General features: G+C 54.0%; 12 protein-coding genes. 10 read left to right on the forward strand and 2 right to left on the reverse strand.

The window, feature by feature from the left end; genetic code table 11:
• Positions 1–9: 9 nt before the first annotated feature.
• A complete protein-coding gene (gyrB, locus tag WFL93_RS15935; RefSeq protein WP_007893552.1) occupies positions 10–2,418 on the forward strand; it encodes a DNA topoisomerase (ATP-hydrolyzing) subunit B in 2,409 nt (802 codons plus the stop codon).
• A gap of 51 nt (positions 2,419–2,469) precedes the next feature.
• Here gyrB and WFL93_RS15940 read toward each other — a convergent pair whose 3' ends face one another.
• Together WFL93_RS15940 and WFL93_RS15945 are read right to left on the reverse strand one after the other, a co-directional pair.
• The gene (locus tag WFL93_RS15940) at positions 2,470–3,942 is read right to left on the reverse strand and encodes a sensor histidine kinase (protein ID WP_336778616.1); all 1,473 of its coding nucleotides are present in this window, start codon (positions 3,940–3,942) and stop codon (positions 2,470–2,472) included.
• A gap of 8 nt (positions 3,943–3,950) precedes the next feature.
• Positions 3,951–4,661: a response regulator transcription factor gene (locus tag WFL93_RS15945; protein WP_007893548.1), complete on the reverse strand. Its 711-nt coding sequence runs from the start codon at positions 4,659–4,661 to the stop codon at positions 3,951–3,953.
• Positions 4,662–4,814: 153 nt separating this feature from the next.
• Between WFL93_RS15945 and WFL93_RS15950 the strand changes: the two genes are divergently transcribed.
• The 9 genes from WFL93_RS15950 (at position 4,815) to WFL93_RS15990 (ending at position 12,666) form a co-directional block, all read left to right on the forward strand.
• The gene (locus WFL93_RS15950; protein WP_336778539.1) at positions 4,815–5,426 is read left to right on the forward strand and encodes a cytochrome b/b6 domain-containing protein; all 612 of its coding nucleotides are present in this window, start codon (positions 4,815–4,817) and stop codon (positions 5,424–5,426) included.
• A 10-nt stretch (positions 5,427–5,436) separates the two neighbouring features.
• Positions 5,437–6,225, forward strand: a complete 789-nt coding sequence (locus WFL93_RS15955) for a molybdopterin-dependent oxidoreductase (protein WP_336778540.1) — start codon at positions 5,437–5,439, stop codon at positions 6,223–6,225.
• A 66-nt stretch (positions 6,226–6,291) separates the two neighbouring features.
• Complete coding sequence (locus tag WFL93_RS15960) at positions 6,292–6,570, forward strand: pentapeptide MXKDX repeat protein (protein ID WP_049852398.1); 279 nt, start codon at positions 6,292–6,294, stop codon at positions 6,568–6,570.
• 151 nt (positions 6,571–6,721) lie between these two features.
• On the forward strand, positions 6,722–7,531 hold the full coding sequence (gene yidA / locus WFL93_RS15965) for a sugar-phosphatase (RefSeq protein ID WP_336778541.1): 810 nt from the start codon (positions 6,722–6,724) through the stop codon (positions 7,529–7,531).
• A 215-nt stretch (positions 7,532–7,746) separates the two neighbouring features.
• Positions 7,747–8,445, forward strand: a complete 699-nt coding sequence (locus WFL93_RS15970) for a FadR/GntR family transcriptional regulator (protein ID WP_007893539.1) — start codon at positions 7,747–7,749, stop codon at positions 8,443–8,445.
• Positions 8,442–9,320, forward strand: a complete 879-nt coding sequence (locus WFL93_RS15975; protein WP_336778542.1) for a 2-dehydro-3-deoxygalactonokinase — start codon at positions 8,442–8,444, stop codon at positions 9,318–9,320. The genes WFL93_RS15970 and WFL93_RS15975 overlap by 4 nt, the downstream gene beginning before the upstream one ends.
• Complete coding sequence (locus tag WFL93_RS15980; RefSeq protein WP_336778543.1) at positions 9,304–9,921, forward strand: 2-dehydro-3-deoxy-6-phosphogalactonate aldolase; 618 nt, start codon at positions 9,304–9,306, stop codon at positions 9,919–9,921. Before WFL93_RS15975 ends, WFL93_RS15980 begins: the two co-directional genes overlap by 17 nt.
• Entirely contained in the window at positions 9,918–11,066 is a 1,149-nt protein-coding gene (dgoD, locus tag WFL93_RS15985; RefSeq protein ID WP_007893527.1) for a galactonate dehydratase, read from the forward strand. Before WFL93_RS15980 ends, dgoD begins: the two co-directional genes overlap by 4 nt.
• A gap of 307 nt (positions 11,067–11,373) precedes the next feature.
• Positions 11,374–12,666: an MFS transporter gene (locus WFL93_RS15990; RefSeq protein ID WP_007893525.1), complete on the forward strand. Its 1,293-nt coding sequence runs from the start codon at positions 11,374–11,376 to the stop codon at positions 12,664–12,666.
• The last annotated feature ends 87 nt before the right edge of the window (positions 12,667–12,753 follow it).

Genomic DNA, 12,753 nt, shown 5'->3' on the forward strand with positions numbered 1-12,753 from the left:
GAAACGTTGATGTCGAATTCTTATGACTCCTCAAGTATCAAAGTCCTGAAAGGGCTTGATGCGGTACGCAAACGCCCGGGTATGTACATCGGCGATACGGATGACGGCACCGGTCTGCATCACATGGTATTCGAAGTCGTGGATAACGCTATCGACGAAGCGCTCGCCGGTCACTGTAGTGACATTACCGTTACAATTCATGCCGATAACTCGGTCTCAGTGCAAGATGATGGCCGTGGTATTCCGACCGGCATTCACCCGGAAGAGGGCGTCTCTGCGGCGGAAGTGATCATGACCGTCCTGCACGCCGGCGGTAAATTTGATGATAACTCCTACAAAGTGTCTGGCGGTCTGCACGGCGTCGGCGTTTCCGTGGTTAACGCCTTGTCACAGAAGCTGGAGCTGACTATTCGTCGCGAAGGCAAAGTGCATCATCAGATTTATCAGCACGGCGTACCGCAGGCACCGCTGGCGGTATCAGGCGATACCGATGCAACCGGTACGCGCGTGCGTTTCTGGCCGAGCTATGAAACCTTCACCAACGTGATTGAGTTTGAGTACGAGATCCTGGCGAAACGCCTGCGTGAGCTGTCGTTCCTTAACTCTGGCGTCTCGATTCGGCTGGAAGATAAACGCGACGGCAAGAACGATCACTTCCACTACGAAGGCGGCATCAAGGCGTTTGTTGAGTACCTCAATAAGAACAAAACGCCAATCCATCCAACGGTGTTCTATTTCTCTACCGAGAAAGATGGCATTGGCGTGGAAGTGGCGCTGCAGTGGAACGATGGTTTCCAGGAAAACATCTACTGCTTCACCAACAACATTCCACAGCGCGACGGCGGTACGCACCTGGCCGGTTTCCGTGCGGCCATGACGCGTACCCTGAACGCCTACATGGATAAAGAAGGCTACAGCAAAAAAGCCAAAGTCAGCGCCACCGGTGATGATGCGCGTGAAGGCCTGATTGCGGTGGTTTCCGTGAAAGTGCCGGATCCGAAATTCTCTTCTCAGACCAAAGACAAACTGGTCTCTTCAGAGGTGAAATCGGCGGTTGAGCAGCAGATGAATGAACTGCTGGCGGAATACCTGCTGGAAAACCCGTCTGACGCCAAAATCGTGGTCGGTAAAATTATCGATGCAGCGCGCGCGCGTGAAGCGGCGCGTCGTGCACGTGAAATGACCCGCCGTAAAGGCGCGCTGGATTTAGCCGGTCTGCCGGGCAAACTGGCTGACTGTCAGGAGCGCGATCCGGCGCTGTCTGAAATCTACCTGGTGGAGGGTGACTCCGCAGGCGGTTCAGCCAAACAGGGTCGTAACCGTAAAAACCAGGCGATTCTGCCGCTGAAAGGTAAAATCCTGAACGTGGAGAAAGCGCGTTTCGACAAGATGCTGGCTTCGCAGGAAGTCGCGACGCTGATCACCGCGTTAGGTTGTGGTATCGGTCGTGACGAATACAATCCGGATAAACTGCGTTATCACAGCATCATCATCATGACCGATGCTGACGTCGATGGTTCGCACATCCGTACGCTGCTGTTGACCTTCTTCTATCGTCAGATGCCGGAAATTGTTGAGCGTGGTCACGTCTATATCGCTCAGCCGCCGCTGTACAAAGTGAAGAAAGGTAAGCAAGAACAGTATATTAAAGACGACGAAGCGATGGATCAGTATCAAATTTCCATCGCGCTCGACGGCGCTACGCTGCACACCAACGCCAGCGCACCTGCGTTAGGCGGTCAGCCGCTGGAAACGCTGGTGGCGGATTTCAACAGCACACAGCGCATGATCAAACGTATGGAGCGCCGCTTCCCATCGGCTCTGCTGCGTGGCCTGATCTACCATCCAACCTTAAGCGACCTCAGTAATGAAGCCGCCGTACAAGGCTGGATCGATGGCTTAGTGGCGTATCTGACCGAGCGTGAAGCGCACGGCAGCAGCTACCTGGCGCAGGTTCGTGCCGATAACGAACAGAACCTGTTCGAACCGGTGCTGCGTGTCCGCACGCACGGCGTTGATACCGATTATCCACTGGATAGCGAGTTTATCGATGGGCCGGAATACCGCAAAATCTGTGCGCTGGGCGAGCAGCTGCGCGGCCTGATTGAAGAAGATGCCTATATTGAACGTGGCGAGCGTCGCCAGCCGGTGACCAGCTTCGAGCAGGCGATTGAGTGGCTGGTGAAAGAGTCGCGTCGTGGTCTGTCAGTACAGCGTTATAAAGGTTTGGGTGAGATGAATCCAGAGCAGCTGTGGGAAACCACCATGGATCCAGATAGTCGCCGCATGCTGCGCGTGACGATTAAGGATGCGATTGCTGCCGATCAGCTGTTCACTACCTTGATGGGCGATGCGGTTGAACCACGCCGTGCCTTCATCGAAGAGAACGCGTTGAAAGCCGCCAACATCGATATCTAATCGAGCGGGTAACACGAAAAAACCCTTCCACTTAGGAAGGGTTTTTTGTTTTTAGCGCGGGATGGAGAAGCGGAAGCAGGCGCCCGATGTTTCTTCATCCAGACGAATATCACGCTCATGCAGCTGCAGAATACGGCGCACCACCATCAACCCCAGACCACCGCTGTTTTTCCGCGTGCTGGCGTGCGTTAACGCAGACGGACGCTCAAACAGTGTGGCACGTAACGCATCAGGAATGCCGGGTCCCGAATCTTTCAGACTGACTTCAACCTCGCGTTCGGCGCTACGCAGCGTGACCTCAATGGTTCCGGCCTCCGGCGTGTATTTGATAGCATTATCAAAGAGATTGGTCAGCACGCGATCGATCATCGAAACATCGGCATTTACCTGCGGCAGCTGTTCGGGCATATCCACCACAAATCGGATATTGCGCGTGCTGGCCATTAACTCAAATTTTTGCACCACGTCGTAAGTCAGCTCTGAAAGGCTGAACATTTCACGATTGGGCTTTATCACGCCATATTCCAGCTGCGCCAGTTCAAATAGCTGCTGCGCCAGCATGCTGACTTTTTGGCTTTGCGAAAGCGCAATGTGCAGGTAACGCTGGCTTTCGGTCGATTTCAGGCTGTCCGATTTATACAGCAAGGTTTCGAGATAACCGTGCAGCGTGGTCAGAGGCGTGCGCAAATCGTGTGAAATATTGGCCACGAAATCACGCCGCAATTGGTCCTGATAAGCCAGCTTCTCCCACTGAAAGGCGACGCGTCGCGCCATACCCACAAACGCGCCCTGTAATACACTGACCTCATCTTTCTCATGCGGCTGTGGCAACGGTAATTCCGCCAGCTGCTTGATTGCCGTCATGTCTTCCCGGTTGAGTTCACGAACGCGTTGCGTCAACTGGCGCATAGGGCGCGTGATTAAACTGAACGCCACCGCGCCCGCCGTCAGACCAAATAACACCACCAGCAAAGATGACCAAAATGATGTGTGCATCAGAATATCGATCTGCGCTTCCTGCGCCAGTTGGTGATAGTTCTCGCCCTGCAAAATCACATACAGATAACCCACCGTTTGGCCATGCAGGGCAAGCGGTGCAACGCTAAACACTTTATTTTCCAGCAAATTACGTGGGTCATCGCCGTATACTGGCGAAGCGGTGCCATTAAGCTGCGCATGGATTGGAGCCAGGCTCACGCGGCTGCGTTTGACATGATTAGGCGGTGCCGCATCAGCCAGAATATAGCCCTGTAAATCGAGCAAATAGACTTCCACACTGGGATTGAGCACCATCAAATCACTGAACAGCGCCTTCATCAGCGGCAGATTCACGCCCTGCTCGCCAATCATATTGGGGTTGAGGCTGGCGATACTGCGCGCCAGTCCGTCGGACAAACGTTGCACCACGGCGCTACCGTACTGCGCGTTGATGCGAATCTGCATCCAGCCTGACAGCAGTGTGCAAAGTAACAGCAAGGAAGCAAAAACCAGCGCCAGGCGCTGGCTGAGTGTCAGGCGTTTCATCATTAAACCTACTTCGCCGGCAGCGAAAATTTATAGCCTTTGCCCCACACCGTCAGGATGTAGTGCGGTTCGGCGGGATTATCTTCAATTTTCAACCGTAAGCGGTTGATATGTGTATTAACCGTGTGTTCATAACCATCGTGCTGATAGCCCCAAACTTGATTGAGCAGATTGAGGCGGGAAAACACTTTTCCAGGATGTTTAGCGAAGTGGTAAAGCAGATCAAACTCGCGCGGCGTTAAGGTTATCGGCTTATTCTCCAGCCACACTTCACGGGCTACCGGATCGATCATTAATGCATCGTGATGCAGCGTGCCCGCTTCCAGGCGCGAATTTAAATTCATCGCTTCCTGGCGGCGAAACAGTGCCTTAAGCCGGGCGACGAGTTCCACCACGGAAAAGGGTTTGGGCAGATAATCATCTGCGCCTAACTCAAGGCCCAATACGCGATGCACTTCACTGGAGCGTGCACTGATCATAATGATCGGCGTATAGCGTTTCATTGCGCGGGCGCGGCGACAGATCTCTAAACCATCAATGCCGGGCAACATCAGATCAAGAATCAAAGCATCCCATTGCTGGGTTCCCAATAAATGGACGGCGAGGTGTCCATCAGCCGCATGGGTTACATCATAACCTTCATCCTGAAAGTTTAAGCGCAGAACGTCGGCTATTCCGCTGTCATCTTCGACAATAAGCACTCTCTTTGCGTCGATCATCATCCCTTCCTGTTGCGCCACTTCAATCAATGTTAACGCTTAAATCGCCTCAAAGTGTTCACGTTTTGTTTAACTCCTCGTGAGGCTTCGGTGAACAACAATTCGGCACCATAGCACTCAGACGTTAAACAGCAGGGTCAGAAACGGATGGAAATGCAGAGGGATGAAAAGCCTGAACGCTCACTTGTGGTTCATCCAGCATGGTTGCGGTTGTATCACTGGGTGAATGCGGCGGCCATGGTGATCATGACGTTGAGCGGATGGCGCATTTATAACGCCTCGCCACTTTTTAGCTTTTATTTTCCGGGTGAAATTACCCTCGGTGGCTGGCTAGGCGGCGCCCTGCAATGGCACTTCGCCGCGATGTGGATTTTTGCCGGGAATGGCGTGCTGTACCTCACGATGAATGTCGTTACTGGACGCTTCAGAAAGAAATTTCTACCGCTAAGTCTGCGGGGATTGCTGCACGATGCCAGCTGCGCGCTGAAAGGCAAGCTGGCGCATGCGGATCTGCGTCACTACAACCACATCCAGCGTGCGGCTTATCTGTTTGTGATGCTGGATTGCCTGCTGTTGGTGCTGTCAGGGCTGGTGTTGTGGAAATCGGTGCAGTTTGGCGTGTTACGCGATCTCCTCGGCGGCTATGAAGCGGCACGTTACATCCACTTTTACGCGATGGCCGCGCTGGTGGGCTTTGTCATGGTGCATCTGCTGATGGTCGCGCTGGTGCCAAAAACCCTGCTTGCCATGTTGCGTGGACGCTAAGGAGAGCGAGATGAAAAAATTAAAGGTCGATATTGCTCCCGGTGATGCGGATGCCCTGGTTAAAGAAGCGCAGCAACTACTGGCGCGAAAGCTGGATTCCGCCTCACGCCGCCGATTTTTACGCCAGGGCTTAACGCTCGGCGGCGTGGTAATGCTGACGGGTTGCGATCTCAGTGATAAACCCGACATCGATAGCGTGCTGAACAGGTTTTCCCGCTTTAACGATCGTGTGCAGAGCTGGCTGTTTAATCCAGCCCATCTCTCTCCGGAATACAGCGCCGATCGCATCGCGCCCTCATTTCCGTTTAACGCCTTTTACGGCGAAGAAGATATTCCCCAGGTCAACGGCGATCGGTGGCGTCTGGAGATTGCCGGGCTAGTGAGTGATAAATGCAGTTGGTCGCTAGCTGAGCTCTACAACATGCAACAGGTTGATCAGATTACGCGCCATATCTGTGTGGAAGGCTGGAGTGAAATTGGCCGCTGGGGCGGCGTGCGTTTCGGCGACTTTCTCAGGCTGATTGGTGCCGATACGTCGGCCAAATATGTCAGCTTCAAATGTGCGGACGATTACTACACCAGCATCGATATGGCCTCGGCGCTGCATCCACAAACCCTGATGGCATTGAGCTGGGATGGGCGAATACTCCCGCCCAAATATGGTTATCCGATGAAAATCCGTATTCCCACCAAGCTGGGATATAAAAATCCGAAGCATATTCAGGTGATTGAAATAACCAATCGTTATTCCGGTGGTTACTGGGAAGACGAAGGCTACAACTGGTTCGGCGGAAGCTGATCCCTTAATCCGGTGCCTTATTGCGCCAACACCATTGATACTCGTAAAACTATAAGGAAACACCCTATGAAAAACGCAATCGTAGCAACCTTTATCGCTTCAATGATGACTCTGTCTACCGCCTATGCTGCGGATACCATGGGCAAAGATGCGATGAAAAAAGATGAAATGGGCATGAAGAAAGACAGCATGCACAAAGATGCAATGGGCATGAAGAAAGACGGCATGCATAAAGACGCAATGGGCATGAAGAAAGATGGCATGCACAAAGACGCAATGGGCATGAAGAAAGATGCCATGAAGAAAGAGGAAATGGGCATGAAAAAGGATGCGATGAGCCACTAAGGTCATCCTTTAACGCCCTGTATTCAAGGCCATCACAGGAGTGATGGCTTTTTTATTTGCGTGGGCAAAAATCTGAAGTCGGGCGCGAAACTGGTCAATGTGAGCTGAATCGCGCTAGCATTGATCAAAACCCTGACTCAACGAGGATGTTATGGCAATAAAACTGGTTGCAATCGATATGGACGGCACGCTGCTCAATCCGCAGCACGAGATTACGCCCGCCGTTAAATCGGCGATTGAACGCGCACATAAAAAAGGCGTAATGGTGGTACTTACCACCGGTCGTCCGTACGTCGGCATTCAGCGCTATCTGATGGAACTGAATCTGGTTGATGAAGGCCAATACTGCATCAGTTATAACGGTGCGCTGGTACATCGTGCTAACGATGGCGAATGTGTTGCCGAAATTACCCTGGGTTTCGACGATTATCTTTATATCGAACAGCTGGCGCGCGACCTTGGCGTTCACTTCCAGGCTTTCGATAAATCCTTCCTCTATACGCCGAATAAAGATCTCAGTGAATTCACCATCCATGAAGCGAGCCTGACCGGTATTCCGGTGCGCTATCGTTCTGTGGAAGAGATGGATCGCGCCACGCGCTTCCCTAAGCTAATGATGATCGATAAGCCGGATCTGCTGGATTCCGCCATTCAGCGCTTGCCGCAACAGGCGCGTGACAACTACACCATTCTCAAAAGCGCACCTTATTACCTCGAAATCCTCGATTCACGCGTGAATAAAGGACAAGGGGTAAAAATGCTGGCGGATAAGCTGGGTCTGGCGCGTGAAGAAGTGATGGCGATTGGCGATCAGGAAAATGATTTAGCCATGATTGAGTACGCCGGTACCGGCGTTGCAATGGGAAATGCCATTGATTCGGTGAAGAAAATCGCGCAGTTCATTACCAAAACCAACATGGAAGATGGCGTCGCGCACGCTATTGAAGAGCTGGTGCTGTAAATCTCCTTTGCGGGCAGCGCTCTGCTGTCCGCTGCTATTTCCCCTGATTCTCCCCTCGCACCTCGGTGCATGGATTGTCTATTTTGTGATCCAGATTGTAGTACAACTTTACTCAATGGTACTACAATCGGCGGCACGGACTCAGGCGGCCGTTGGGCTTCGCTGAGCGAAAGCAGTAATCTGATGCGTTATCGCCTTTCACTGAATGGAACATCATGACGCAAGAACAATTAAGCAAAACAGAGCGCATCATCCTGACGCTGGGTGAAGAGATTGTGGCCGGCAAGTTTGTGCCTGGCGCGGCGCTGCCCGCCGAAGCTGAACTGTGCGAACGCTTTGGCACCTCACGCAACATTATCCGTGAAGTGTTTCGCTCACTGATGGCCAAACGCTTGATGGAGATGAAGCGCTATCGCGGTGCCTTCGTCACGCCACGTAACCAGTGGAACTATTTGGATAGCGATGTGTTGCAGTGGGCGCTGGCGCACGATCAGGACCCGCGTCTGATTGCGGCGATGAACGAAGTGCGTGTGCTGGTGGAGCCGCAGATTGCGCGCTGGTCAGCCGAGCGCGCGACTTCAACCGATCTGGCGGCGATTGAGTTGGCCTATAACGAAATGGTGGCCAATCACCTCGATCGTGAAGCCTTTAACGAAGCGGATATCCGCTATCACGAAGCGGTACTGGATTCGGTGCATAACCCGGTGCTGCAACAGCTCAACGTGGCGATCAGCCAGCTGCAAAAAGCGGTGTTCGCGCAAACCTATATGGCCGATGAAGGCAACATGCCGCGCACCTTAGCCGAACATAAAGCGTTATTCGATGCCATTCGTCATCAGGATGGCGATGCGGCTGAACAGGCCGCCAAAGCGATGATTGCCAGCTCAACGGCGCGACTCAAGGAGATTATGTGACCAGCTATATTGCGATTGATTGGGGCTCAACCAATCTGCGCGCCTGGCATTATCAGGGCGCTACCTGCGTAGATGAGCGCCGTTCGGAAGCCGGTGTCACGCGCCTTGGCGATCGCACGCCAGCTGAGGTGTTTGCCAGCGTCACCGACGGCTGGCCCGTCAACGAGGTGCCGGTGGTGATGGCGGGCATGGTGGGCAGCAATGCGGGCTGGCTGTCGGTGCCCTATCTTTCCTGCCCGGTGGCGCTGGGCGAGCTGGCGGGTCGCCTAACGCGCGTTGAAGATAAAGCGTGGATTGTGCCGGGATTGAGCATCGAACGTGACGACAACTACAACGTTATGCGCGGTGAAGAGACGCAGCTGCTTGGTGCGCTGGCATTGCAGCCCGCACCGCTCTACGTGATGCCCGGCACGCACGCCAAATGGGTGCAGGTAGAGCAGGATCGCGTGCTGGATTTCCGTACCGTGATGACCGGCGAACTGCATCATCTGCTGCTCAAGCAATCGCTGATTGGTGCCGGTTTACCTCAACAGGAAGAGAACGCCGCCGCTTTCCACGCCGGTTTGCAGGTGGGATGCAACGATACCTCGATTCTGTCGCGCCTGTTTGAAGTACGCGCTTCACACGTGCTCGGCGCGCGCGATCGCCGTCATATCAGCGACTTCCTTTCAGGCTTATTGATTGGTCACGAAGTGGCACTGATGACGCAACGGGCCGACGTCACAAGCCAACCGATCACCATTATTTCCGGTAGCGCGCTGGCGCAACGTTATCAACAGGCGCTGCACTTTATCGGCCTGGATTCAGTCACGCTGGCAGGCGATAGCGCTTTCCAGCACGGAATAAGGAGTATTGCGAATGACCTGGCAAACTAAAATCCCGCTGATCGCCATTCTGCGCGGTATCACGCCGGACGAAGCAGAAGCGCACGTTGGCGCACTGATCGACGCGGGTTTCGATGCGATTGAGATCCCGCTTAACTCGCCGGAATGGGCGAAAAGTATTGGCGCGATGGTGAAAACCTTCGGCGATAAAGCACTGATTGGCGCCGGCACCGTGCTCAATCCGGCGCAGGTCGATGAGCTGGCGACGCTGAACAGCAAATTAGTCGTCACGCCCAACACCGATGCTGCAGTGATTCGCCAGGCGGTTTCCAAAGGCATGATCGTCGCCGCGGGTTGCGCCACCGCCACCGAAGCGTTCACCGCCTTACAGGCCGGCGCGCAGGCGCTGAAAATTTTCCCATCGTCGGCCTTTGGTCCGGGCTATATCAAAGCATTGAAAGCGGTGCTGCCGCCGGAGGTGCCGGTGTTTGCTGTGGGCGGCGTGACGCCGGAAAACCTGCACGAATTTATGGCCGCAGGCTGCATCGGCGCCGGTTTGGGCAGCGATCTCTATCGCGCCGGACAACCGCTGTCGCGCACTGTGGAACAGGCTCGCGCATTTATTGCTGCTTATAAGGATGCTGTACAATGAAAATTACCAAACTGACCACTTACCGCCTGCCGCCGCGCTGGATGTTCCTGAAAATCGAAACCGACGAAGGCATCGTTGGCTGGGGCGAACCGGTGATTGAAGGCCGCGCCCGCAGCGTGGAAGCGGCGGTGCATGAGCTGTCTGAATATCTGATTGGTCAGGATCCGGCGCGCATCAACGACTTATGGCAGGTGATGTATCGCGGTGGCTTCTATCGCGGTGGCCCGATTCTGATGAGCGCTATCGCCGGTATCGATCAAGCATTGTGGGATATTAAAGGCAAAGCGTTGGGCGTACCGGTTTATCAACTGCTGGGTGGTTTAGTGCGCGACAGCATTAAAGCTTACAGCTGGGTAGGCGGCGATCGTCCGGCCGACGTCATTGATGGCATCAAGAAGTTGCGCACCATCGGTTTTGATACCTTTAAACTCAACGGCTGCGAAGAGATGGGCATTATTGATAACGCCCGCAAAGTCGACGATGCGGTGAATACCGTGGCGCAGATTCGCGAAGCCTTCGGCAAAGAGATTGAGTTTGGCCTTGATTTCCACGGCCGCGTCAGCGCGCCAATGGCGAAAGTGCTGATTAAAGAGCTGGAGCCGTATCGCCCGCTGTTTATTGAAGAGCCGGTGCTGGCGGAGCAAGCGGAATATTATCCGCGCCTGGCCGCGCAAACCCACATTCCGATTGCCGCTGGCGAACGCATGTTCTCGCGCTTTGAGTTTAAACGCGTGCTGGAAGCGGGCGGTTTAGCGATTCTGCAGCCGGATCTGTCGCATGCCGGCGGTATCACCGAGTGCTACAAGATTGCGGCGATGGCCGAATCCTATGATGTCGCGCTGGCACCGCACTGTCCGCTCGGCCCGATCGCATTGGCGGCTTGCCTGCACGTTGACTTCGTGTCGCGCAACGCGGTGTTCCAGGAACAGAGCATGGGCATTCACTACAATCAGGGCGCCGAACTGCTCGATTACGTGATTAATAAAGACGATTTCAAAATGGATGACGGTCATTTCTATCCGTTAAATAAACCGGGCCTCGGCGTGGAAATTAACGAAGAGCTGGTGATCGAGCGTAGTAAAAATGCACCTGACTGGCGCAATCCGCTTTGGCGTTTTCCTGATGGCAGCGTTGCTGAGTGGTAAATACCCGTCATACTTCAAGCTGCAGATGCGTTGGCTGCGTTCATTCATCCCAGTCATGGTGTAAGCTCCCGGGGATTTATTCGCTTGCCGCCTTTATGTAGCTCGAATTATTTAGGGTATTAAATTTAATTAAATTAAATCTAAATGATTATATGCCGGTGAAATAGGGCATAGGGCTTCACTCAGCCTTTTTCCCGGCACAGCTTATTTACCGCCTCGGCGGAATTACCTTTGTTACCACTACCCTGAGTTTGTCGGGGCGTGCTTTGTCACGCCTTTATGGCAAACCCGATGACGGAGAAACACCATGGATCTCTCTGCTGTGCAAGCCAAACCGACGCGCCGTCGTTATATCACGCTGCTGATGATATTTATTACGGTGGTGATTTGTTATGTTGACCGCGCAAATTTAGCCGTCGCTTCTGCCCATATTCAGGAGGAGTTCGGTATTACTAAAGCGCAAATGGGCTATGTATTTTCTGCCTTTGCCTGGCTATATACGTTATGTCAGATTCCCGGCGGCTGGTTCCTTGATCGCGTCGGTTCTCGCGTAACCTATTTTATTGCCATCTTTGGCTGGTCGGTCGCAACGCTATTTCAGGGTTTCGCGACGGGCTTATTATCCTTAATTGGCCTGCGTGCCATTACCGGTATATTCGAAGCGCCCGCGTTCCCCACCAATAACCGCCTGGTGACCAGCTGGTTCCCGGAGCAGGAACGCGCTTCTGCGGTTGGTTTCTATACCTCCGGCCAGTTTGTCGGCCTGGCTTTCCTGACGCCGCTGCTGATCTGGATTCAGGAACTGCTGAGCTGGCACTGGGTCTTCATCATCACCGGCGGTATCGGCATCATCTGGTCGCTGATCTGGATTAAGTTCTATCAGGCACCGAGCCAGAGCAAAGGCATCAATAAAGCCGAGCTGGATTACATCCGCGAAGGCGGTGCGATGGTCGATGGTGATGCGCCGAGCGAGAAGAAAACCCGCACCAAACTCACCGCCGCCGACTGGAAACTGGTTTTCCATCGCAAGCTGTGCGGCGTCTATCTCGGCCAGTTCGCCGTGACCTCCACGCTATGGTTCTTCCTGACCTGGTTCCCGAACTATCTGACGCAGGAAAAACACATCGCGGCGCTGACCGCCGGCTTTATGACCACCGTGCCATTCCTCGCGGCGTTTGTGGGCGTGATTCTGTCGGGCATCGTCGCCGATCGTCTGGTGCGCAGCGGTCGTTCGCTTGGCTTTGCCCGTAAAACGCCGATCATCTGTGGATTGCTGATCTCCACCTGCATCATGGGTGCTAACTACACGAACGACCCTATTTGGATCATGACGTTGATGGCCATCGCCTTCTTCGGCAACGGTTTCGCCTCGATCACCTGGTCGCTGGTGTCATCGCTGGCGCCGGTGCGCCTAATCGGTTTGACCGGCGGCATGTTCAACTTTGTCGGTGGCCTGGGCGGCATTACCGTGCCGCTGGTCGTCGGCTATCTGGCGCAGGATTACGGCTTTGCCCCTGCGCTGGTGTACATCTCGGCGGTGGCGCTGATCGGTGCGCTGTCGTATATCCTGCTGGTCGGTGATGTAAAACGCGTGGGTTGATCCAACCAGGTGCGCATGAATGCGCACCCTACAAAACCTTGCTGTAGGGTCGCCATTTATGGCGACCTGGCTAATAACCGCACGATA

The sequence above is a fragment of the Pantoea sp. USHLN256 genome (assembly GCF_037149875.1).
Lineage (GTDB): Bacteria > Pseudomonadota > Gammaproteobacteria > Enterobacterales > Enterobacteriaceae > Pantoea > Pantoea nemavictus.